The organism is Streptococcus sp. 17.1 (assembly GCF_016648655.1).
In the GTDB taxonomy this organism is placed as follows: domain Bacteria; phylum Bacillota; class Bacilli; order Lactobacillales; family Streptococcaceae; genus Streptococcus; species Streptococcus salivarius_E.
In genome coordinates, this window is the sequence record NZ_JACLQM010000012.1 from 19,184 (window position 1) to 41,402 (window position 22,219).

Below are 22,219 nucleotides of genomic sequence, written 5' to 3' on the forward strand. Positions count from 1 at the left end.
CCATAATCTTTTTGAAAATCCCTTCCTTTTGTGATATGATTAAAGCAATAATGTTCTCAAAATTGAGACTAGAAAATCAAGAAAAGAAAACGGTATACCTATGTCTAAACAAACCCTTATCCTTCTCTACGGTGGACGTTCAGCAGAACGTGAAGTGTCTGTGCTCTCAGCTGAGAGTGTTATGCGTGCGGTGGATTACAGCGCATTTGAGGTTAAAACCTACTTTATCACTCAGTCTGGTGATTTTATCAAAACACAAGAATTTACAGAAACACCAGGTGATGACGAGAAGCTTATGACTAATGACACAGTTGTGGCTAGTCAGGCTATCAAACCAAGCGATATTTATGAAGAAGGCGCTGTAGTATTCCCGGTTCTTCATGGTCCAATGGGTGAGGATGGTTCTATCCAAGGTTTCCTCGAAACCCTCAAGTTGCCATACGTGGGTACTAATGTTCTTTCATCAAGTGTGGCTATGGACAAGATTATGACCAAACACATTCTTGAAGTTGCTGGTGTGCCTCAGGTTGCCTACACAGTCTTCATCGAGGGTGAAGATTTGGAAGAAGCAGTAGCTGAAACGCTTGAAAAATTGACCTTCCCAGTGTTTGTCAAACCTGCTAACATGGGGTCATCTGTTGGGATTTCTAAAGCTGAAAATGAAGCAGAGCTTCGTGCAGCGATTGATCTAGCACTCAAATATGATAGTCGTATCTTGATTGAGCAAGGTGTGGTTGCCCGAGAAATCGAGGTTGGTATCCTTGGCAATACAAATGTCAAAACGACTGATCCAGGTGAAGTAGTCAAAGATGTGGCTTTCTATGACTATCAAGCCAAGTACATCGACAATAAGATTACCATGGACATCCCAGCCCACGTGCCTGCAGAAGTCATGACGCAAATGCGTGCCTATGCGGCTAAGGCCTTCCGTGCCCTCGGTGGTTGTGGTCTTGCCCGCTGTGATTTCTTCCTGACAGAGGATGGAGCCATCTACCTTAACGAGCTCAACACTATGCCAGGTTTCACTCAATGGTCTATGTACCCACTTCTTTGGGAAAATATGGGACTTTCTTACTCAGACCTTATCAAGGAATTGGTAACCTTGGGACAAGAAATGTTTGATAAACGTGAAAGCCATTTGATTTAAGAAATATGATTTAGAACACAGACATCTTAGCTCGGAGAAATCTCTGAGACTGAGGTGTTTTTTTCTTTACAGAAATCTAGATTTTATTTATATCTTTTCTTTATCACCTCGATAAAAAATACATATTATCCAAATAATCTAACAGGTGGTAGAATAAATCTAACGTTTCAAATGAAATAAAGCAATTCGTTCGTGTTTGATGAAGATTTGCGTATCGCGATGATTATCAGGGGCGAGTGAAGGTCAAAGGGCTATAGAAACAGATGGCAGTCAGCAAGTGTTGACGGAATTTTCTACGCCCGTTGTATCTTAAATGAGGAGGTAAGTTTTGGACTGGTCCATTGTTCAACAATATTTGCCCTTTTATCAGAAGGCATTCTTTTTAACATTACATATTGCCGTTCTGGGGATTCTTGGTTCCTTCCTTTTGGGCTTGGTGGTGAGTGTTATTCGTCATTACCGAGTGCCGATTTTGAGTCAGCTTTCGACGGCTTATATTGAGCTATCTCGTAATACGCCGCTCCTGATTCAGCTCTTCTTTCTCTACTTTGGCTTGCCTCGTATAGGTTTGGTTCTATCGTCAGAGGCTTGTGCTGTTGTAGGTTTGATTTTCTTGGGTGGTTCCTATATGGCGGAGTCCTTCCGAAGTGGCCTAGAGGCTGTTAGTCAGACTCAGCATGAAGTGGGTTTGTCTATTGGTTTGACGCCATTCCAAGTCTTTCGCTATGTGGTCCTTCCTCAGGCAGTGGCTGTGGCGCTTCCGTCATTTAGCGCTAACGTCATCTTCCTTATCAAGGAAACGTCAGTATTCTCAGCGGTAGCCTTGGCGGATTTGATGTATGTGGCCAAGGATTTGATTGGTCTTTACTACGAAACGGATGTGGCTCTAGGCATGTTGGTGGTGGCTTATCTCTTGATGTTGCTGCCGATTTCTCTAGTCTTTAGTTGGATTGAAAGGAGGTTACGCTATGCAGGATTCGGGCTTTCAGGTTCTTCTTCAGGGGAATAATTTCCTACGTATCTTACAAGGTTTAGGCGTAACTATTGGAATTTCCATCGTCTCGGTTCTTCTGTCCCTTTTACTAGGAACACTTTTTGGGATTGTCATGACTTCGAAGTCTAAGATTATTCGTTTCTTGTCACGTATTTATCTGGAATTTATTCGTATCATGCCCCAGTTGGTCTTGCTCTTTATTGTTTATTTTGGTCTGGCTAGGAACTTTAACATCAATATCTCAGGCGAGCTATCGGCTATTATCGTCTTTACCCTTTGGGGAACGGCTGAGATGGGTGATTTGGTGCGTGGGTCAATCACGTCGCTACCTAGACACCAGTTTGAGAGCGGAAGGGCCCTTGGCTTGACCAATGGGCAACTCTATACCTATGTGATTATTCCACAAGTCTTGCGTCGCTTGTTGCCTCAGGCTATTAACCTGGTGACACGGATGATTAAGACGACGTCCTTGGTGGTTTTGATTGGCGTGGTTGAGGTGACCAAGGTTGGTCAGCAGATTATCGACAGTAACCGCCTGACTATTCCAACAGCTTCTTTCTGGATTTATGGCACGATTTTGATTCTTTATTTTGCCATTTGTTACCCAGTATCTAAGCTGTCTACTTATCTTGAAAATCGTTGGAGGAATTAAGATGACAGAAAGCATTTTACAAATCAAGGATTTGAAAAAGTCCTTTGGGGACAATGAGATTCTCAAAGGCATCTCCTTGGATGTTAAACAAGGTGAAGTCGTTGTTATCCTGGGTTCCTCAGGTTGTGGGAAATCGACCTTGCTACGTTGCATCAATGGCTTGGAGACGATTCAAGGAGGCGACATTCTCCTTGATGGCAAGTCTATCACTGGCAGTAAGAAGGATTTCCACTTGATTCGCCAGAAAATCGGAATGGTCTTTCAAAGTTATGACCTCTTTCCACACTTGGACATCCTGCAAAATCTGATTTTGGGGCCGGTCAAAGCTCAAGGGCGTAATAAGGAAGAAGTCATTGCGGAGGCTGAGAAACTTTTGAATCGTGTGGGACTTCTGGACAAGAAGCATAGCTTCGCACGACAACTGTCAGGTGGTCAAAAGCAGCGTGTGGCCATTGTTCGTTCCCTGCTCATGCATCCTGAAGTTATCCTCTTTGACGAGGTGACGGCTTCGCTTGACCCTGAGATGGTTCGTGAGGTTCTGGAATTGATTAACGACCTCGCTCAAGAAGGACGGACCATGTTGATCGTGACCCATGAGCTTCAGTTTGCGCGTGCCATCGCTGACCGTATTATCTTTATGGATAAGGGTGTCATCGCTGAGGAAGGTACTGCTGAAGAATTCTTCAATCATCCAAAGACACAGCGAGCTCAAGAGTTTCTCAATGTCTTTGACTTCAGCCAGTTTGGTGCCTATTTGTAACCCATTGTTTTTAATAAAAAATATAATATTTTAGGAGATATTTATGAAATTAACAAAGAAAATTTTTGCCCTATTAGCCCTCGTCTTTGCCTTGGTGGCAGTGACTGCTTGCTCAAGTAACAGTAGCTCTGGTAAATCAACAGCCAAAGCACGTACTATTGAAGAAATTAAGAAGAGTGGTGAACTCCGTATCGCCGTTTTTGCGGACAAGAAACCTTTCGGTTATGTAGATAACAAGGGTGCTTACCAAGGTTACGATATTGAACTTGGTAACCGTTTGGCTAAAGACTTGGGTGTTAAACCTAAATACGTCTCAGTAGATGCGGCCAACCGTGCAGAATTCTTGATTTCAAACAAGGTAGATATTACGCTTGCCAACTTCACAGTAACTGATGAACGTAAGAAACAAGTGGACTTCGCTCTTCCTTATATGAAAGTCTCAATCGGTGTGGTATCACCTAAAGATAAGGTCATTAAGGACGTTAAAGAGCTTGAAGGTAAGACTTTGATTGTTACTAAGGGGACAACTGCTGAAACTTACTTTGAAAAGAACTACCCAAATATCAAATTGCAAAAGTATGACCAATATAGCGACGCTTACCAAGCCCTCCTTGATGGTCGTGGCGATGCCTTCTCAACAGATAATACAGAAGTTCTTGCTTGGGCTCTAGAAAATAAAGGTTACGAAGTTGGAATCACATCGCTTGGTAACCCAGATACTATTGCCCCAGCCGTTCAAAAAGGTAACAAAGAACTCCTTGACTTTATCAATAAAGACATTAAGAAACTTGGCGAAGAGAATTTCTTCCACAAAGATTATGAAAAAACACTTCACCCAACTTACGGTGATGCAGCTAAAGCTGATGACCTCGTGGTTGAAGGTGGCGAAGAGAAATAAGGCTAATTCCTCTCTAAGGGGAAATCTTGCTTAACAAGAATAAAACAAGTAAAACCACCTCGTGGCTATCTAGCTCAGCTAGAAGCAGGAGTGGTTTTTCTTGTTTTAGGGTGATTTTTTTCTCACCTTTTTACTTTTTATGTTTCTCCACCCAATGACAATAATTGACAAGAAAGCGGTTCCCACCATTCCCCAAAAAAGAAAAGAGTCAATATAATCAAAAAAAGTTTTGCGTTCACCATAGACCGAGGTAGAGCCATCTTTCCAAGTAATGGTTTTGTCCCTATCATCAATCCTTTTGTAGGACTCATCATTATAAGTCAAATAATGATCCTTCCGTACATACATATTCAAATAGTTATAGCCGTGCTTTGTGGGAAGGTCTGAAAACAGACTTTCCTTGGCGTAAACTTCAATGTAGATGGTTCCATCTTTAAGACCTTTAATTTTCTGAGTTCGAGCATTTTTGATAAGGAGTTTTCCATCTTGTACAATCTCCCAATCGTACTTACGACTTCTTCCTCCTTCGTTATAGGAAATAGCAAGCTTGTGGTTTTCAGACTGCCATAGCCCGTAGATACTATTTTCACTGATACCATCATAAAAGAATCTAATATAGATGTTGACTATAGGTATCATGATTAGAAAACAAATACTCAAAATCTTGACTAAACGGTTTTTGAATTTACCCCAACGTGCTCGCCATCCAGTTTTGTACTTTTGTGTTCTTCGATATTCATTTTGTGAATGGTCACTTATATTAATTTTCTGTCGGTCAGCGTATTTTCTCTTTAGTTGATGCCTCATTTAGCCTATTTTTCCTTTTTAGATTTCTTTTTATTCTCCAATCGACAAAAATGACATACAAAAACATAGAACCAATAATTCCAAATACGATATGAGGTTTCAGACGATCAAACAAGGTTATTCGTTGACCATAAAGGGATTTTGAACCATCTTTCCAGGTAATGCTCTTGTTTTCATCATCAATCCGTTTGTAGGATTCGCCATCATAGGTCAAGTAATTGTCTTTACGGACATACATATTCAAATAGTTGTAGCCGTTCTTAGTGGGGAGGTTTGAAAGCAGGCGCTCCTCGGCATAAACTTCAATGTAGAGGGTACCGTCATTAAAGCGTTTAATCTCATCAATGCGTGCATTTTTGATGAGGACATTTCCATCCTGAACAATCTCCCAATTGCGCTTACCTGACTTGTAACCTCCTTCGTAGGATATGGCAAGCTGATGGCTTTCAGATTGCCAAAGACCATAGATACTGTCTTTATATACGTTATGATCAAAGAAAATAACATAGATAATGAATATAGGTAAGATGATTAGGAAACCTATCCCCAAAATGTTAGCTAAACGGTCTGTAAATTTATCCAAGCGTGCTCGCCATCCGGTTTTGCGTTTTTGTTCTTTTCGATATGCTTTTTGTGAATGATACTTTCGATTGAGTTTCTTTCGGTCAGCGTATTTTCTTTTTGATTGGTGTCTCACTTAGTTTTTCTCTCCTCTTTTGCCGAGCCTCTAAAATAACAATAAAGAAGCCCAGTCCCAGAATTCCACGATAGATAGTTTGAACAATTGTAGAGAGCTTGGTTTTCCGTTCACCATAAGGGCTGGTGGAACCATCTTTCCAAGTGATGGACTTGTTTCCAGAATTGATACGCTTGTAGGACTCACCGTCATAGGTAAGATAATTGTTTTTGCGAAGATAGAAATCCATATAGCTGAAGCCGTCCTTGGTGGGTAGGTCTGTCAGGTAGCCTTCCACAGTGTAGAGCTCCATGTGAAGAGTTCCGTCATTAAGCCGTTTGACCGGGCGAGTTCTAGCAGCATAGATAATATACTTACCATCCTGTACGACTTGCCAGTCGATATTTCCTCGTTTCCGAATATGCTTATAGGAAATCGCTAACTTATGATGATCAGACTGCCAGAGACCATATATGTTATCTTCATTGACTGTATAATGATCATAATAATAAAAACCACCATACAGCAGTGCCAGTAGCACTAAGATAATCAATTCAGCTGTTGGCTCTAGTAGGATGAACTTTCTCCAATTAAAACGCCATCCTTTAGGTTCTTCGATACTTTGACAGTCGCTTTTTATGGTTTCCTCTCCCTTAGAGAGGTTGACTAATTTTTTCTTTGTCATGCCTAATCCTTTCATCAACCATTGTAACAAATTCATCTCCCAAGCAAAAGCTAGCCTGATTTGTGATATAATTGGGAGTGATTGTAGACAAGGAAATCTTATTTCTTGCCAGACTTGTAAAAATAAAACAGAGGATTTTAAGATGAAACTGACACTCCATGAAATTGCCAAGGTTGTTGGCGCTAAAAATGATGTCACAGCCTATGAAGATGTTGCCATTAACCAGATTGAGTTTGATAGCCGTAAGATTACAGCGGGTGACCTCTTTTTACCACTAAAAGGTGCGCGTGATGGGCATGATTTTATCCAAACAGCCTTTGACAATGGTGCCCTAGCGACATTCACAGAAAAAGAATTACCAGCTGATCAAGTCCACATCCTAGTTGATGACGCTCTTGAAGCCTTTCAAAAACTAGCTGCCTACTATCTTGAAAAGACTGAGGTTGATGTTATTGCTGTGACTGGTTCTAATGGTAAGACAACAACCAAGGACATGATTCATGATATCTTGGCAACAACCTATCGTACTTACAAAACCCAAGGCAATTACAACAATGAGATTGGTCTTCCTTATACAGCCCTCCACATGCCTGATGATACTGAGAAAATCGTCCTTGAGATGGGGCAAGACCACATGGGAGACATTCACCTCTTGTCAACCCTGGCTAAGCCAAAAACAGCCGTTGTTACCTTAATCGGAGAGGCTCATTTGGAATTCTTCGGTAGCCGTGACAAGATTGCCCAAGGTAAAATGCAAATGCAAGACGGTATGCCTGATGGTAGCCTCTTGCTTGTGCCAAGTGATCCTATCGTAGATCCTTTCTTGCCAAGCAATCTTGAAGTGGTACGCTTTGGGGATGGTGCGGAGCTTACAGTCTCTGAGTTGACAGAATTCAAGGACCATCTCACCTTTTCAACAAACTTCCTAGACGGACAAGTTACCTTGCCAGTCACAGGAAAATACAATGCTACAAATGCCATGGTTGCTGCCTATGTGGCTAAACACTTGGGTGTAACTGAGGAAAATATCCTCTCGGCTCTTGCTAACTTGCAGCTTACAAAAAACCGTACCGAATGGAAAAAAGCAGCCAACGGTGCCGATATCCTTTCAGACGTTTACAATGCCAATCCAACAGCCATGAAGCTCATTTTGGAGACCTTCTCAGCCATTCCTAAGAATGAAGGAGGCAAGAAAATTGCTGTCCTAGCTGATATGAAAGAACTCGGTGAACAGTCTGTGCAACTTCACACACAGATGATTCTAAGCCTGACACCAGATGCTATTGATACGGTAATTTTCTATGGTGAAGACATTGCAGAATTGTCACAACTTGCTAGTCAAATGTTCCCACTTGGTCATGTTTATTATTTCAAGAAAACAGCTGACGAAGACCAATTTGACGCTATGGTCAAACAAATCAAAGAAAGCCTAGGTGAGCACGATCAAATCTTGCTCAAGGGCTCTAACTCTATGAACCTAGCCAAGGTCGTGGAAGAACTCCAAGCTAAGAATTAAGTTCTCTAACCTGCTCTCCAAGCAGGTTTTTGCTTTACCCTGAAATTTGATATAATAGCAGGCATAGTAATTTCAGCAGGAGAAGAGAATGAAGGAATTTTTGACAACCACCCAAACTCATCCACCCCAGATACCTTTGCCCTATTATTTGCTTATGCTTTTGGCAATGGTACTTCTGAGCTACTTGAGCTGGCGTTGGTATAAGAATAATATATGGCGTTGGACCTTTCTCATTATCCAAGCCATTCAACTCTTTGCCCTATACACTTGGTACCTCTGGCAGGGCTTCCCACTTTATATTAGTCTGCCCCTGTACCATTGCCGCATGGCCATGTTTACTGTTCTCCTCTTGAAAAATAGCAGGATAAAGAGCTATTTCGCTATTATGGGAGTTGTTGGGACCTACTGTGCATTGATTTATCCAGTATTTGATCCCTATGAGTTTCCTCATATCACAGGCTTTTCTTTCCTAATTGGCCACTATGCCCTACTGGTCAATAGCCTGAATGTAATTTTTAATAGTTATAAAACTCATCCCATCAGCCAGCGGCTGATTGTCGTGGCCACCTTATTACTGAATTTAGCTTTGGTAATCGTTAATCAGACTATCGGTGGAAACTATGGCATGCTTAAACACACGCCATTTATTATGGGAACTCCCTTATTTGTCAAATACCTTGCTGTTTCAGGAGCTCTGATTATTCTCATGATAATCATGAAAAAAGGTCTGGAGCATTTTGAAGACAAATATTAAATAAATGAAGAAACACGCTATCAGAAAGTTGATAGCGTGTTTTTTCATTTTATTTGTTTTATTCTAACACAAAACGCTTTCAGAATTGCTTTCACACTGTAATTTGGATATAATAAAGGAGCTGTGCCTGCGAGAATTATCGCAAGCCTCGACAACAAATGTAGACCAAAAAAGAGAAAAATTTTCTGAAAGAAGTGCTACAACTATCTTACTTTTCGATCTGGTAAAAACCGATGACTGTCAGTTCCTATTGAGCATGGAACTTTTACAATTCCTAAGGAAGCTACTGACGTTCGATACCGCTAAGGAAAAGTATCAAAAAGATTATTTTTAAAGAAGAAAGAAAACTATGAGTATCCAAGACGAAATCAAAAAACGCCGTACTTTTGCCATCATCTCTCACCCCGATGCTGGTAAAACAACAATCACTGAACAATTGCTTTACTTTGGGGGTGAAATCCGTGAAGCTGGTACCGTAAAAGGGAAGAAAACCGGAAACTTCGCTAAGTCAGACTGGATGGATATTGAGAAACAACGTGGTATCTCAGTAACTTCATCTGTGATGCAGTTTGACTATGCCGGCAAACGTGTCAATATCCTTGATACCCCAGGGCACGAGGACTTCTCAGAAGATACCTACCGTACTCTTATGGCGGTCGACGCTGCCGTCATGGTCGTTGACTCAGCCAAAGGTATCGAGGCTCAAACCAAAAAACTTTTCGAAGTTGTCAAACACCGTGGGATTCCTGTCTTCACCTTCATGAACAAATTGGACCGTGATGGACGTGAGCCACTTGACCTCTTGGAAGAATTGGAAGAAGTGCTTGGTATTGCCAGCTACCCAATGAACTGGCCTATCGGTATGGGTAAGGCCTTCGAAGGGCTTTATGACCTCTATAACGAACGCTTGGAGCTTTACAAGGGTGACGAGCGCTTTGCCAAGATTGAAGATGGTGATACTCTTTTTGCCAACAACCCATTCTATGAGCAAGCTAAAGAAGATATCGAACTCTTGACAGAAGCGGGTAATGAATTCTCTGAAGAAGCTATTTTATCTGGTGAATTGACGCCGGTCTTCTTCGGTTCTGCCCTTACAAACTTTGGGGTTCAAACCTTCCTCGATACCTTCCTCAAATTTGCGCCAGAACCACATGGCCACAAGACAGTAGATGGCGACGAGATTGATCCTCTTAACAAGGATTTCTCTGGTTTTGTTTTCAAAATCCAAGCCAACATGGACCCACGTCACCGTGACCGTATTGCCTTTGTTCGTATCGTGTCTGGTGAATTCGAGCGTGGTATGAGTGTTAACCTAACCCGTACTGGTAAAGGAGCGAAGCTCTCTAACGTTACTCAGTTTATGGCGGAGTCTCGTGAAAATGTTGAAAATGCCGTGGCAGGAGACATTATCGGGGTTTACGATACAGGAACTTATCAGGTTGGTGATACCCTTACTGTAGGTAAAAACAAATTTGAATTTGAGCCACTACCAACCTTTACGCCAGAGTTGTTCATGAAAGTTTCTGCTAAAAACGTCATGAAACAGAAGTCCTTCCACAAAGGAATTGAACAATTGGTGCAAGAAGGAGCCATCCAGCTTTACACCAACTACCAAACAGGTGAATACATGCTTGGTGCCGTTGGTCAACTTCAGTTTGAAGTTTTCAAACACCGTATGGAAAATGAATACAATGCTGAAGTCGTTATGACACCAATGGGTAAAAAGACTGTGCGCTGGATCCAACCTGAGGACCTTGATGAACGCATGTCATCAAGTCGAAATATCTTGGCTAAAGACCGCTTTGACCAACCAGTCTTCCTCTTTGAAAATGACTTTGCCCTCCGTTGGTTTGCGGATAAATATCCAGATGTAACATTGGAAGAGAAGATGTAATACGGCACAAAAGATGACGATTTTAAATCGTTCATCTTTTGACGCTAGCCACTATCTTGTGGCTAGCTAGCCGTCTCACTAACTACGTCAGCCGAATAATATCGATTCGTCTGATTTCGTGTCGTAAAATCTTAATAATGATATCTACACTACATACTATGAGACCGTGGCTAAGTCCCTTACTAACTCGAAAACGGAAAAAAATCGTTTCCGTTTTCTCATGTCGTAATACTATGTATAGTTTATGTAAATCGTTCATCTTCTGACGCTAGCCCCTATCTTGTGTCTAGCTAGCCGTCTCACTAACTACGTCAGACGAATAATATCGATTCGTCTGACTTCGTGTCGTAATATCTTAGCACTGATATCTACGTCACGTCTCTAAAACAACACAAAATATAGGACTATCTAATCAGATAGTCCTATATTTTTTATAAACCTAATAGTTATCAAGTGTACCTATGATTAATTACTTTAGATAATTACGATTATGATAAATCAAGCCAGCTTCTAAAAGTATGCAAATTGTTGATAGCCAGAAACTTGTTGTAATTCCAAATTTTTCAGTAATAGAACTCATCAGAAAGACGAAAACTGAAAAAGCAAGGGTTGAAATGACTTCAAATACAGAATAAACTTGTACTAACTGATTTTCATCCACAGTTTCTTGAAGAAAGACACTTTCAGGGACTTCTTTTAACTGAGAAAAGAAGCCGATTAAACTTGAGAAAATTAAAAATGTTTGTGTGTTTGAGAAAAAGAGGATACTGGCTGTGATGGTCGCCATTGCTAAGAGTGGAAAGAGAATACTTTTCCACTTATGAACTAAAAACTTTTCGGATAGTTTGTAGACAATTATTCCACCTAAAATGATACCAAGGGAATAGGCTGTATTTGAGTAGCCCCAGTAACTTTCAGTTTGTTTTAACACCTCGGTTACAAAAACAAGGATTACAGATGACACCCAGATTGTATTGGAGAAGTCCTCTAATAAATTTGCTTGGACAAATAACTTTAATTTAGGATTTTTTGCAACTAACTTCCATCCTTTTACTAGAGTATCCAGATTAGTCTCCGCCTCTAACTGCTCTATTTTAGCCTGTGGGAGAAAGAGCATCACAGAAGTAGAAAGAAGATAAAGAAATAGGACTATCAACATTGTAGAAAATAGGCCAACCGAAGCGTAAAGGAGTCCTCCTAGTCCCCAACCAATCAATTGCACTCCCTCACCACTCATTGATAAGGCAGCATTTGCCTTTCCCAAATTTGTGGCATATCTAGGAATCATGGCAAAAGATACGGGCGACGCAAAGCCATCTAAGATAGAAATAGCGACAACAAAGATATACATTCCTAAGGCTGGAACAAATTGAGCCTTAAAGAGCATTACAAGGAGTATTGCTAATAGAAAAGTCTTTCCACATTGAGTGAATGAAAGCACACTATTTAGGGCTAGTTTTTTAGTCACCAATGGCACTAAAAGGCTTGCCACGAAAGCTGACAATCCGATTAGAATGGGAACCATTGAGGTCGCAATAACGGATTTTGTAATGACGTAGATGTTTGCGATGAGAGATACCCTGAGGAAAATGTCAGCTAAATTAGCAAATAATTGAGAGAGAAGTAATTTCAGAAAGGATTTAGACATATCGTTTCTCCATACCGGTTACCAAATCTGGAAATGAAATTGGATTCACATATTTATTAAACAAAATAATTTTACAAGAATAATAATCTTATTTAATAAATTCCCATATATGCTTTCTAACTATTTTCCTCTATCAATTTTTTCAAATGTGTTTCATAAGTCTTTGCAATATGCTCGCTCCCTGCCAATTTCATGGCCCCAATATATTTTTTCATTTCGATAATGGACTGATTATTTCCTTCTTTTTTATATTGATAATAATTTTGTGCATATTGAAAAACCAATCGTTCATAAATTTCAGTCTCGATAAAAAAGCATTGGTTTAATTGTTTTTCAAAATACAGTGCATCAATGAGTTCTTCTCTTTCTATGCATGTAATATAAACATTTAATAACATGGTTGATATCATGCGTCGATTATTAAGAATCTCTTTGTAAAAATCAGACCTTCTAGACATCTCCTTTGCCAAAACCATAAGAGTCTCATGGTTCAACACATCTAAGGTATTTGCAAAAATCAATAATTCATAATAACCCCAGTACTCGACACTAAATAGATAATCGGTTAAATCGGTTAGGTCTTGCTGTGTATAATAGCTTTCTCCCGATAAATCCTGCAAGCGAATTTTTAATAAAATAGTATTAATGTGATGAAACTTCTCTTGTTTAGGTTCTGATTCTAATTGAGAATTAAGTAACTTCTTTAATCCATCGATATCATGAGTTGATACAAAAAGTCGAATTTTTGACAATAGCTCATTCAGATCATCACGATGAAAATCATGGACAGCATACATGAATTCGTCAATAGGCATATTAATCTCGTCTAATATTAACATAAACTTTGTAATGGTTAAGTCTGTCTGTCCTTTTTCAAAACGAGACAGTTGAGATGTCGAGATACCAGCTTTTGCGACATCTTTTAATCGTATCCCTCTTGATTTACGAAATTTTTTAAAAATTGCTCCAAATTTTTTCATGGAAGCCTCCAGTTTGCATATATGGGAATATATATTTTTTTGTATCTTAACATAAAATACAGGAAAACAAAAGTGAGGTTATTACTGTGAATAGGCAATGATTGCTGTTTTTTATAAACACACAAAAAACCATAGGACTGCCAATTAAGACTGTCCTATGGTTTCTTTTATTTTTCCGTATTGAGTAATCTGCCTAGGAATCGTTGTAGGGCGAAGAAAACAATAAGGCTTGCCAATGTTTCTCCTAGGAAAGATGAGCTATTGACAATGAATGAATAGAGATAAGGGCTTTGTCCCTTAGGGGCATAGCTTCCCCAAAAGATGACACCGGCTATAAAGTGAATGAGGTATCGGGCAAAGCTACCAAGCAGAATACCTCCGGTGATAAGCATCAGAGACTTGACTTTATTGTCTTGTTTAATGGCTTTATCAAGGGCTGGTTTGACCACACCACTGATACCAATCAGACTAAAGGCGACAAAGTACTCCAGAAAACCTTGTGTCAAGGTCAGCCAACCACCGGCGGCTTGCCCTGTAACAACTTGAAGTAGCCCCCAGATAAGACCGCCCATAGCACCAGCTTTTAAGCCCCAGCGAAAACTGAGGAGAAAGATGGGCACCATCTTAAAGGAAAGGGAAATCCAAGGGCCTAGTGACATGGGCTGAGTAACTAGGTCCAGGATATAAGCAATAGTTGCAAAAAGTGCAACCTCAATCATTGGTCGAATACTTGTTTTCGACATAAAAAAACCTCCTATACCAATCGTCTTGATTGGCTATTTTTGCCACATCAAAACGTTGTCATAGAAGTTCTTCTATTTCAATCTATTTTGAGACACATCCCTACGCAGGTCCTAACCTGATCAGGTGGTAAGAGTTTAGGCAAGTCTTGAAGAAAAAATTCAAGCTAGCCATTCTCAGCAATTGCTCCTCTTGTGACTCCTTAATTGTACTACCAGAAACTCATTTCTGCAAGTGTCTGAAATCCTAAAATTGTGGTATAGTTAAAGCAAGGATTATCTTTACAATAAAAAAGGAGAAATAACTATGGGACTTTTTTCAGGACTGCTTGGCAATGCATCTAAAAAAGATAATGATAAGGTTGAGCGCCAATTGGAGGGCATCTTAATTCCAGGTGAACAGGTGGAGTTAGCCTATGTCCTTGTTCGTGACTTGATTGTCTTTACAGAGAAGCGCTTGATTTTAGTCGATAAACAAGGTGTCACAGGGAAGAAAACCTCTTACAAGTCTATCCCTTATCACTCGATTTCTCGTTTTACTGTAGAAAGTTCGGGGCACTTTGACCTAGATGCTGAACTTAAGATTTGGATTTCATCAGCACTTGAGCCTGCAGAAGTGCTTCAATTTAAGAGCGATAATAATGTTTTTGAAATCCAACAAGCTTTGGCAGCAGCAGTGCTAGAGTAATGAGGAAGAAAAATGTTTATTGAAAAAGAACTGGGTTATAAGCGTCACTGGATTAATATTGACTCAGATATTATTTCTGAGCAATCCTACCTTTATACCAAGTATGATATTGACCAAGAAACCATAGAGTATGCCTTGGATAAAAATGAACGAGCCCACATGGATTACAACCGTGAGACTGGGACAATCACCTTTATCTATAATGTTCTGGCGCTTGAAAAGGACAAGGAACACTATGAAACCATTCCTCTGACCTTTATTGTTCAAGATACACGTTTGGTGACCATTAGTAACGAGGATAACGCTTATGTGATAAGCAAGATGCAAGATTATGTGGATAACCATGAGGATTTGTCTATCTACAAATTGCTCTTTGCAGGCCTTGAGATGATTTCAAATGCCTACTATCCCGTCATTGAACGCTTGGATCAGCAAAAAGATGAGGTTAGTCGACGCCTAAGACAGACAACGACAAGTAAGAATCTTTACGATCTTTCAGATTTGGAAACAGGCATGGTCTATTTGGTGGCTGCAGCCACACAAAACCGTCTTCTATTGGAACACATCAAGGGGCACGCCATTTATCGTCGTCTCAATGAGGTCGAAAAAGAGCAGTTTGATGATGCCATGATTGAAGCCAGGCAGTTGGTTGCCATGACGGATCTTATTTCTAAGGTCTTACAGCAACTATCAGGTTCTTATAACAATATCCTAAACAACAACCTGAACAACAACTTGAGCAATCTGACCATTATTGAGGTACTCTTGGGAGTTCTTGCCGTTATTACCGGTTTCTTTGGGATGAATGTTCCTCTACCGTTTATGACTGTCAGTCCAGCCTGGATTTTCATCATTATCGGTAGTGCGATTCTTTGTTTGGTCTTGGCCCGCTACTTGCGTTGGTTGGTCCATAAATAATAATTAGTGAGTGAAACCGTCTTCTCAAATTGGAGGCGGTTTTAAAACGTTATTCACTGTCTTTTTATTCTTAAATATGATAGACTAGATAAGTTGTTAAAATAAACGACTATTAAATACAGGTAGTTAACATACTACACAACCAAGTCTCATAAGGTGGCTTCGCACCGCCTTCAAATAGAAAGAAGAATACTTTGAAATTTACAGATTTAAACCTATCAGAAGACATCCAATCAGCTGTTGTAGCTGCCGGTTTTGAAAAGCCATCACCTATCCAAGAGTTGACGATTCCACTCGCTCTTGAAGGTAAGGATGTTATCGGTCAGGCCCAAACTGGTACTGGTAAAACAGCTGCCTTTGGTTTGCCTACCCTAGATAAAATTCGTACAGAAGAAAATACAATCCAAGCCCTTGTGATTGCCCCAACACGTGAGTTGGCAGTGCAATCTCAAGAAGAGCTTTTCCGTTTTGGCCGTGATAAGGGCGTTAAGGTTCGCTCAGTCTACGGTGGCTCTAGCATTGAGAAACAAATCAAGGCCCTCCGTTCAGGTGCCCACATTGTAGTAGGGACACCAGGTCGTCTCCTTGACCTTATCAAACGTAAGGCTCTTAAACTCAATAATATCGAGACTTTGATTTTGGATGAAGCTGATGAAATGCTTAACATGGGCTTCCTTGAAGACATTGAAGCTATCATTAGCCGAGTACCAGAAGAACGTCAAACCCTTCTCTTCTCAGCAACTATGCCTGATGCTATCAAACGTATTGGCGTTCAGTTCATGAAAGATCCTGAGCATGTGAAAATCAAGGCTAAAGAATTGACCAATGTTAACGTTGACCAATACTTTATCCGAGTGAAGGAACAAGAGAAGTTCGATACCATGACTCGTCTTATGGATGTTGACCAACCTGAATTGTCAATCGTCTTTGGACGTACCAAACGTCGTGTGGACGAGTTGACACGTGGTTTGAAACTTCGTGGTTTCCGTGCAGAAGGTATCCACGGTGACCTTGACCAAAACAAACGTCTTCGTGTTATCCGTGACTTCAAGAACGACCAAATCGATATTTTAGTTGCGACAGACGTTGCGGCGCGTGGTCTTGACATTTCCGGTGTTACTCATGTCTACAACTATGATATTCCACAAGATCCAGAAAGCTACGTTCACCGTATTGGACGTACAGGACGTGCAGGCCAATCAGGTCAATCGATTACTTTCGTTGCTCCAAACGAAATGGGTTACTTGGGAATCATCGAAAACTTGACTAAGAAACGCATGAAAGGTCTTAAGCCACCAACAGCTCAAGAAGCTTTCCAGGCTAAGAAGAAAGTTGCCCTTAAGAAAATCGAACGTGACTTTGCGGATGAAGCTATCCGTTCTAACTTTGACAAGTTCAAGGGCGATGCGGTTAAATTGGCTCAAGAATTCACACCTGAAGAATTGGCGCTTTACATCTTGAGCTTGACCGTTCAAGATCCAGAGACAATGCCAGAAGTGGAAATTGCGCGTGAAAAACCATTGCCATTCAAACCATCAGGTGGTGGCTTTGGTGGTAAAGGCGGTAAAGGTGGCCGTGGCAACCGCGGTCGCGATAACAACCGTCGTGGTGGATACCGTGGTGACCGTAACCGCGATGACCGAGACGGCGGCGGACGTCGTGACTTCAAACGCAAGTCTAAGAAGAATAGCCGTGACTTCGAAAACCATGGCAACAAACGCCCACACCGTACCTCAAGCGAAAAGAAAAACGGCTTTGTTATCCGTAACAAGGGTGATAAATAAACAATGAAAATGCTCTATGAAAATAGAGTGTTTTTTGTTATACTTGCATGTAATGAAATTCTGAGAGAATATTCATTTTAAATTAGGAAAAATTATAAATATGAGGTATAGGATGTATTTTCGGATGATTGAAAAATTTTTTAGGTGGATTAGGTATCCACAATATATAATGTTTTTACTTGAGGGATGTTTCTTACTTTTATCTTTTTCTATAGATAATAATTTATTTTATACTAAAGTTAGTACACTTAGATACTTTTTTCTTACATTTTTTATTAGCGCATTTAAATTATCTCAACTAGCATTATTTATTACAATCTTTGGTTTTAGAATTGGTGTGGATTATGGCGGGTTAAAACATCAATTTAATTCAGATAAATTAGTAAATATAGCTAACAAAGTATTAATCATCACTCTTTTGATAACATATTTCGAAGTGCTTGCTTTCATATTAGAGAATATGATTAACAATAAGAGCCTAACATTGAATTATTCAATATTAGGAAATATTTTTGATAAGAGTCAATTTCTCTCAATGTTGCCTATGATTTTCATATTCTTCTTTGCTTTGGAGATGCCTTTATTTATGTTTAAAGTCTCACCATTTGTATTATATACTTTTATAGCTCTTCCATTGTTATTATTATCCTCAATAGGAGTTCAGAAGGGAATTATCACATGGGCATTTCTTGCCTTTCTACTTATTACTATTGGTATCAATTTTTATGATAAGGTTTTAGTGAATTATAAGGGAATTGAAATTGACGATTATAGAATTTTAGAAAAAAAGATTAAATATTTATTTACTGTTGCATGCATCTATTTTGGCCTTTTATCATCTGAATTGATAATAGGATTTAAATGTTATAATTTATTCGTTAGAAGTACTCCTATCCCTGAAATAGTAAATATTCTGATGAATGGTTCAATCAAAATAATAATTCTCTTATATTTATACGCTATTATTATAGAATACGAAGATAAGATTTATTATTGGATAATAGCTAGGATTTATTCTCGAGAATTAAAACCAATTTATGGTAATTATAAAAGAGTTGTTAGAGAGAGAAAAGGATTCAAAATTCTGAGTGGAGATTATTTCTTAGTCGAAGAGCGAGAGACATCTCTAATGACTGTGATATTGGATGATAATGTTAAGGAAGAAGTAGAATTAGATAATGTTCTAAAGCATTCATTTGATGTAATACAAATTGAAAATGACTATTATGTTACAAAAGAGAATAAACTATTAGAAGAAATTTCAACTTTGTCGTTAAGTGGAGGTTATCAGAAATTAGGAAGACCCTTTAGGAGTGTATTTCCATTATTGGTAGTTTTAGGATTATTGTTCAGTGTATCACTTTATTTTGAGAAATATCATTCTAGTATTGATGGATATTATGTTAGAGTGATAATCAGAAAGAATTTGAGTTACAAATATAGTATTAACGAGAACGAAAAAATAAAAGTAGAGGATGATTCCTTTTATTATCGAGGTGAAGTTAAAAATATTAATAGGGAAACACTTGCAATTAATAGAGGTAAATATTTTGGAAAATATTATCGTGGAATTTTGGAAATAGATAATTTTGAAAAATTAAGTAAAGATGACGAAAACTACTCCCAATATTATGTTAGGAGAGGTTCATCTATTTATAATGCAATTAAAGATAATAGTAAACATGCAAAAAATATAAATTAATAAAACACACGGTTATTTTTCCGTGTGTTCTTTGATATAGGCTAGTTTTTTCTCTCGGCTTTTTTTCTTAAAGAGTGCTTCTGCGCTCATGGCTTCAGGCTTGCTAGCGAAGGCTTCTGAGTAGAGGAGTTTAACTGGTAGGCGAGCTCTGGTATACTTAGCACCCCTGCCTGAGTTATGGGTTTTGAGGCGGCGTTCGACGTCTGTGGTGTAGCCTGTATAGAGGGTGCCATCAGCACACTCAACCACATACATGTAGGCCTTGCTATCCTTTTCTGTCATCGTTTAGGACTCACCTTTAGCCTTTTTTCCAAAGTAAATCTCAAAGATTTCGTCGGTATAGTCACCATTTTCCTTGTGCACAAAGAGAGGTGGAAGGATTTTCAAGCCATCTGTCGAGCCGTCTTTAATGGCTTCAATTAGGAGCATGTTAGCCTCACGTCCCATCTTAGGGTAGATAAACTGGATGCGTTTAGGTGCTAGATTGTACTGGCGCATGGTGTCAATGATATCCAAAAAGCGGTCAGGGCGATGTACCATAGCAATGCGTCCATTAGATTTGAGGGCATGACGAGCGACTTGGAAAATTTCTTCTAAATTGGTCGTAATTTCGTGGCGTGCCAAGAGGTAGTGCTCTGACAGATTTTTCTTAGACGTTTCTGTCGCCTTAAAGTAGGGAGGGTTACAGAGGATAAGGTCCACCTGAGATCGTGGGGCATGGTCAAGCAAATTTTTTAGGTCGTCATTGACAACAGTCACTTGATTCTCTAGTTGATTAAGAGTTACGGAACGCTTGGCCATATCAGCCAGGCGTTCTTGCAACTCAACCAAGGTAATCGGTGCCTCAGTGCGTGTGCTGGCAAAGAGGCCAACGGCACCATTTCCCGAACAGAGGTCGACAATTAATCCCTTCTTTGGAATTTTTGGAAACCGAGAGAGGAGGACGCTATCAATAGAGTAGCTGAAGACCTCCTTATTTTGAATGATTTTCACATCTGTGGAGAAGAGCTGGTCAATGCGTTCTCCGTCTTTTAAAATTGGATTTGTCATAGTTTTTATTGTAACAAAAAACAGCTCCCAAAGGAACTGTTGCGAGTGATTACTCTAGGACACCGAAGGTATATCCTTGATTTTTGAAATATTCGATAATTTGTGGAAGGGTCTGAACAGTCAGCTCCTTACCAGCAGTGTCGTGCATAAGCACAACCTTAACATGACTCTCAGGGAAATATTTTTGTGAACCGTCCAAGTAGGCCATCATGGTTTCAGATGTCGTTGGGCGAACAGAGGCGGGTTCTGCATCACCACAAAGCATGTTCCAGTCAATCCACTCGATACCTTCCTTGGCGAGGGCTTGGTCAGTACTTTCTAGACCTTGCCATGACATATGACCACCAGGATAACGGAAAATTCTTGTCTTGAAGTCCTTACCTAAGATAGCTTGGAAATTAGCCATGGTTTGGTTAACCTCAGAAACAATCTGACTTTGATTAGGAACACGTCCTGGATAAAGGAGATTAAAGTTGTGGCTGAGGCTATGGTTGGCAATCGCATGTCCTTCTGTAATTTGGCGTTTGAGGATGTCCGCATTTTCTTGTGTAATGGTGTAACCAATGTGGAAGAATGTGGCGTGAACACCGTATTCTTTCAAAATACTCATAACTTGTGGGGTCAGTGTTGGATCAATCCCATCGTCAAATGTTAAAAAGACTACCTTGTCGTCGATATCCTGAGACTGGCCTCGAATAGTGTTATTCACAGCAGTAACATCGTAAGCATAGTCAGAAGCTGCAATGCTGTGGTTACTACCTTTCTTGAGTTGTGTTTCATCATCTTCTTTAGCTTTTTCTGAAGATGAGCTTGTGCTATTAGCGACTTGTTCAGTCTTTTCAGCCTTGGCTACTTGTTCAGATTTCGTGTTATGGCGTTGGAATAGGACAAAGCCTAGGATAGCCAGAACAACCAAGTTTGCAATAATGAGGCAAAGATTAAGTGCCTTTCGATTTTTCCCTATAATCTCAATACTTTTTTTCATAGTTACATTATAGCTCAAACTATTAGAAAGTGCCACACTATTTTCAAGACTTTTACAAAGAAATTCGGTGAAAAAAGAGCTCCTTTTTTGGTATAATAGTAAAAAACTTGTAGAAAAAGAGGTAAAAACGTGTTTTACGCTTATTTACGTGGGCTTGTTGTCTTCCTTCTTTGGATTATCAATGGTAATGCCCATTACCACAATCGCGATAAATTATTGAACAAGGATGAAAACTATATCTTGGTTGCTCCGCACCGAACTTGGTGGGACCCTGTTTATATGGCTTTTTCAGCTCGTCCTAAGCAGTTTATTTTCATGGCTAAGAAAGAACTCTTCAAGAGTCGTATCTTTGGTTGGTGGATCCGTATGTGCGGAGCCTTCCCAATTGACCGTGAAAATCCTGGTCAAGAAGCTATCAAGTACCCTGTTAACATGCTTAAGAAGAGTAACCGTAGTTTGATTATGTTTCCAAGTGGTAGCCGCCATTCTTCTGATGTTAAGGGTGGAGTTGCGGTCATCGCTAAGATGGCCAAGGTTAAGATTATGCCAGTAGTCTATCAAGGACCTCGTGAGCTCAAGGGGCTCTTGACGGGTGAACGTGTGGATATGAACTATGGTAATCCTATTGATATTTCAGACTTGAAGCGTTTAAATGACGAAAATATTCAAGAGGTTGCTCGTCGTATCCAGTCTGAATTTGATCGTCTCGATGAAGAAGCTTTGAGCTATCAAACAGGCAAAAAACCAAACCCATTGACATATATTTACCGTGTACCTCTCGCTCTTGTGGCTATTATTGCAGTGCTTTTGACCATGGCTTTCTCATATGTAGCTAGCTTTGTTTGGAACCCTGAAAAACACCGTGCCAAAGAAACGCAGAAATAAGCTAATAACTCTGTCAGACATAGGTCTGATGGAGTTTTTTTACTTTTTGATATATT

Annotated in this window: 22 protein-coding genes and 1 riboswitch; of the genes, 13 read left to right on the top strand and 9 right to left on the bottom strand. The window is 39.7% G+C overall.

The window, feature by feature from the left end:
* The first annotated feature begins 100 nt into the window (after window positions 1–100).
* The 5 genes from H7T99_RS07740 to H7T99_RS07760 all read left to right on the top strand — a co-directional run bounded on the left by H7T99_RS07740 (window position 101) and on the right by H7T99_RS07760 (window position 4,451).
* Complete coding sequence (locus H7T99_RS07740) at window positions 101–1,147, top strand: D-alanine--D-alanine ligase (protein ID WP_037602762.1); 1,047 nt, start codon at window positions 101–103, stop codon at window positions 1,145–1,147.
* 328 nt (window positions 1,148–1,475) lie between these two features.
* Complete coding sequence (locus tag H7T99_RS07745; RefSeq protein ID WP_002884251.1) at window positions 1,476–2,156, top strand: amino acid ABC transporter permease; 681 nt, start codon at window positions 1,476–1,478, stop codon at window positions 2,154–2,156.
* Window positions 2,116–2,793, top strand: coding sequence for an amino acid ABC transporter permease (locus tag H7T99_RS07750; RefSeq protein ID WP_022496121.1), 678 nt, complete (start codon window positions 2,116–2,118; stop codon window positions 2,791–2,793). Before H7T99_RS07745 ends, H7T99_RS07750 begins: the two co-directional genes overlap by 41 nt.
* A 1-nt stretch (window position 2,794) precedes the next feature.
* Window positions 2,795–3,553, top strand: coding sequence for an amino acid ABC transporter ATP-binding protein (locus tag H7T99_RS07755; protein WP_037602763.1), 759 nt, complete (start codon window positions 2,795–2,797; stop codon window positions 3,551–3,553).
* Between the two features lie 43 nt (window positions 3,554–3,596).
* A complete protein-coding gene (locus H7T99_RS07760; protein ID WP_037602764.1) occupies window positions 3,597–4,451 on the top strand; it encodes a cysteine ABC transporter substrate-binding protein in 855 nt (284 codons plus the stop codon).
* Between the two features lie 105 nt (window positions 4,452–4,556).
* Here the strand turns inward: H7T99_RS07760 and H7T99_RS07765 are convergent, their stop codons facing one another.
* Genes H7T99_RS07765 through H7T99_RS07775 form a run of 3 tightly spaced genes read right to left on the bottom strand, consistent with a single transcriptional unit; the run spans window position 4,557 to window position 6,619 of the window.
* A complete protein-coding gene (locus H7T99_RS07765; protein ID WP_037602765.1) occupies window positions 4,557–5,258 on the bottom strand; it encodes a hypothetical protein in 702 nt (233 codons plus the stop codon).
* A complete protein-coding gene (locus H7T99_RS07770) occupies window positions 5,227–5,955 on the bottom strand; it encodes a hypothetical protein (protein WP_037602771.1) in 729 nt (242 codons plus the stop codon). The genes H7T99_RS07765 and H7T99_RS07770 overlap by 32 nt, the downstream gene beginning before the upstream one ends.
* Window positions 5,924–6,619, bottom strand: a complete 696-nt coding sequence (locus H7T99_RS07775; RefSeq protein ID WP_014634908.1) for a hypothetical protein — start codon at window positions 6,617–6,619, stop codon at window positions 5,924–5,926. The genes H7T99_RS07770 and H7T99_RS07775 overlap by 32 nt, the downstream gene beginning before the upstream one ends.
* Window positions 6,620–6,761: 142 nt before the next feature.
* Between H7T99_RS07775 and H7T99_RS07780 the strand changes: the two genes are divergently transcribed.
* From H7T99_RS07780 to H7T99_RS07790, 3 genes are all read left to right on the top strand, one after another.
* Complete coding sequence (locus H7T99_RS07780; protein ID WP_037602772.1) at window positions 6,762–8,135, top strand: UDP-N-acetylmuramoyl-tripeptide--D-alanyl-D-alanine ligase; 1,374 nt, start codon at window positions 6,762–6,764, stop codon at window positions 8,133–8,135.
* A gap of 88 nt (window positions 8,136–8,223) precedes the next feature.
* Complete coding sequence (locus H7T99_RS07785; RefSeq protein ID WP_037602775.1) at window positions 8,224–8,889, top strand: TIGR02206 family membrane protein; 666 nt, start codon at window positions 8,224–8,226, stop codon at window positions 8,887–8,889.
* A 349-nt stretch (window positions 8,890–9,238) separates the two neighbouring features.
* Entirely contained in the window at window positions 9,239–10,783 is a 1,545-nt protein-coding gene (locus tag H7T99_RS07790) for a peptide chain release factor 3 (RefSeq protein ID WP_037602778.1), read from the top strand.
* Window positions 10,784–11,252: 469 nt separating this feature from the next.
* Here the strand turns inward: H7T99_RS07790 and H7T99_RS07795 are convergent, their stop codons facing one another.
* The 3 genes from H7T99_RS07795 to thiT form a co-directional block, all read right to left on the bottom strand.
* A complete protein-coding gene (locus tag H7T99_RS07795; protein ID WP_037602780.1) occupies window positions 11,253–12,431 on the bottom strand; it encodes a ryptide export MFS transporter in 1,179 nt (392 codons plus the stop codon).
* Between the two features lie 116 nt (window positions 12,432–12,547).
* Window positions 12,548–13,411, bottom strand: a complete 864-nt coding sequence (locus tag H7T99_RS07800; RefSeq protein ID WP_037602785.1) for a helix-turn-helix domain-containing protein — start codon at window positions 13,409–13,411, stop codon at window positions 12,548–12,550.
* Between the two features lie 167 nt (window positions 13,412–13,578).
* Window positions 13,579–14,154: an energy-coupled thiamine transporter ThiT gene (thiT, locus tag H7T99_RS07805; RefSeq protein ID WP_037602791.1), complete on the bottom strand. Its 576-nt coding sequence runs from the start codon at window positions 14,152–14,154 to the stop codon at window positions 13,579–13,581.
* Window positions 14,155–14,234: 80 nt separating this feature from the next.
* Window positions 14,235–14,355: riboswitch (TPP riboswitch) on the bottom strand.
* A 103-nt stretch (window positions 14,356–14,458) separates the two neighbouring features.
* On the opposite strand from thiT, the gene H7T99_RS07810 reads away from it, so the two are divergent.
* The 4 genes from H7T99_RS07810 to H7T99_RS07825 all read left to right on the top strand — a co-directional run bounded on the left by H7T99_RS07810 (window position 14,459) and on the right by H7T99_RS07825 (window position 19,243).
* The gene (locus tag H7T99_RS07810) at window positions 14,459–14,839 is read left to right on the top strand and encodes a PH domain-containing protein (protein ID WP_021152428.1); all 381 of its coding nucleotides are present in this window, start codon (window positions 14,459–14,461) and stop codon (window positions 14,837–14,839) included.
* 12 nt (window positions 14,840–14,851) lie between these two features.
* Window positions 14,852–15,757, top strand: coding sequence for a magnesium transporter CorA family protein (locus tag H7T99_RS07815; RefSeq protein ID WP_037602792.1), 906 nt, complete (start codon window positions 14,852–14,854; stop codon window positions 15,755–15,757).
* Window positions 15,758–15,951: 194 nt separating this feature from the next.
* Window positions 15,952–17,541, top strand: a complete 1,590-nt coding sequence (locus tag H7T99_RS07820) for a DEAD/DEAH box helicase (RefSeq protein ID WP_037602793.1) — start codon at window positions 15,952–15,954, stop codon at window positions 17,539–17,541.
* Between the two features lie 124 nt (window positions 17,542–17,665).
* Window positions 17,666–19,243, top strand: coding sequence for a hypothetical protein (locus H7T99_RS07825; protein WP_142224706.1), 1,578 nt, complete (start codon window positions 17,666–17,668; stop codon window positions 19,241–19,243).
* A gap of 12 nt (window positions 19,244–19,255) precedes the next feature.
* Here H7T99_RS07825 and H7T99_RS07830 read toward each other — a convergent pair whose 3' ends face one another.
* Genes H7T99_RS07830 through H7T99_RS07840 form a run of 3 tightly spaced genes read right to left on the bottom strand, consistent with a single transcriptional unit; the run spans window position 19,256 to window position 21,278 of the window.
* Entirely contained in the window at window positions 19,256–19,525 is a 270-nt protein-coding gene (locus H7T99_RS07830; protein WP_037602798.1) for a GIY-YIG nuclease family protein, read from the bottom strand.
* A gap of 3 nt (window positions 19,526–19,528) precedes the next feature.
* The gene (locus tag H7T99_RS07835) at window positions 19,529–20,293 is read right to left on the bottom strand and encodes a tRNA1(Val) (adenine(37)-N6)-methyltransferase (RefSeq protein ID WP_037602802.1); all 765 of its coding nucleotides are present in this window, start codon (window positions 20,291–20,293) and stop codon (window positions 19,529–19,531) included.
* Between the two features lie 49 nt (window positions 20,294–20,342).
* Window positions 20,343–21,278: a polysaccharide deacetylase family protein gene (locus H7T99_RS07840; protein WP_051677076.1), complete on the bottom strand. Its 936-nt coding sequence runs from the start codon at window positions 21,276–21,278 to the stop codon at window positions 20,343–20,345.
* 129 nt (window positions 21,279–21,407) lie between these two features.
* On the opposite strand from H7T99_RS07840, the gene H7T99_RS07845 reads away from it, so the two are divergent.
* The gene (locus tag H7T99_RS07845; protein WP_037599200.1) at window positions 21,408–22,163 is read left to right on the top strand and encodes a lysophospholipid acyltransferase family protein; all 756 of its coding nucleotides are present in this window, start codon (window positions 21,408–21,410) and stop codon (window positions 22,161–22,163) included.
* The last annotated feature ends 56 nt before the right edge of the window (window positions 22,164–22,219 follow it).

Excerpts from the sequence above, each read along its gene's own strand:
- H7T99_RS07810 (WP_021152428.1), top strand. The coding sequence starts at position 14,459 with ATGGGACTTTTTTCAGGACTGCTTGGCAATGCATCTAAAAAAGATAAT.
- H7T99_RS07765 (WP_037602765.1), bottom strand. The coding sequence starts at position 5,258 with ATGAGGCATCAACTAAAGAGAAAATACGCTGACCGACAGAAAATTAAT.
- H7T99_RS07790 (WP_037602778.1), top strand. The coding sequence starts at position 9,239 with ATGAGTATCCAAGACGAAATCAAAAAACGCCGTACTTTTGCCATCATC.
- H7T99_RS07815 (WP_037602792.1), top strand. The coding sequence starts at position 14,852 with ATGTTTATTGAAAAAGAACTGGGTTATAAGCGTCACTGGATTAATATT.
- H7T99_RS07780 (WP_037602772.1), top strand. The coding sequence starts at position 6,762 with ATGAAACTGACACTCCATGAAATTGCCAAGGTTGTTGGCGCTAAAAAT.
- thiT (WP_037602791.1), bottom strand. The coding sequence starts at position 14,154 with ATGTCGAAAACAAGTATTCGACCAATGATTGAGGTTGCACTTTTTGCA.
- H7T99_RS07835 (WP_037602802.1), bottom strand. The coding sequence starts at position 20,293 with ATGACAAATCCAATTTTAAAAGACGGAGAACGCATTGACCAGCTCTTC.
- H7T99_RS07795 (WP_037602780.1), bottom strand. The coding sequence starts at position 12,431 with ATGTCTAAATCCTTTCTGAAATTACTTCTCTCTCAATTATTTGCTAAT.
- H7T99_RS07755 (WP_037602763.1), top strand. The coding sequence starts at position 2,795 with ATGACAGAAAGCATTTTACAAATCAAGGATTTGAAAAAGTCCTTTGGG.
- H7T99_RS07830 (WP_037602798.1), bottom strand. The coding sequence starts at position 19,525 with ATGACAGAAAAGGATAGCAAGGCCTACATGTATGTGGTTGAGTGTGCT.
- H7T99_RS07785 (WP_037602775.1), top strand. The coding sequence starts at position 8,224 with ATGAAGGAATTTTTGACAACCACCCAAACTCATCCACCCCAGATACCT.
- H7T99_RS07760 (WP_037602764.1), top strand. The coding sequence starts at position 3,597 with ATGAAATTAACAAAGAAAATTTTTGCCCTATTAGCCCTCGTCTTTGCC.
- H7T99_RS07740 (WP_037602762.1), top strand. The coding sequence starts at position 101 with ATGTCTAAACAAACCCTTATCCTTCTCTACGGTGGACGTTCAGCAGAA.
- H7T99_RS07775 (WP_014634908.1), bottom strand. The coding sequence starts at position 6,619 with ATGACAAAGAAAAAATTAGTCAACCTCTCTAAGGGAGAGGAAACCATA.
- H7T99_RS07800 (WP_037602785.1), bottom strand. The coding sequence starts at position 13,411 with ATGAAAAAATTTGGAGCAATTTTTAAAAAATTTCGTAAATCAAGAGGG.
- H7T99_RS07750 (WP_022496121.1), top strand. The coding sequence starts at position 2,116 with ATGCAGGATTCGGGCTTTCAGGTTCTTCTTCAGGGGAATAATTTCCTA.
- H7T99_RS07825 (WP_142224706.1), top strand. The coding sequence starts at position 17,666 with ATGATTGAAAAATTTTTTAGGTGGATTAGGTATCCACAATATATAATG.
- H7T99_RS07840 (WP_051677076.1), bottom strand. The coding sequence starts at position 21,278 with ATGAAAAAAAGTATTGAGATTATAGGGAAAAATCGAAAGGCACTTAAT.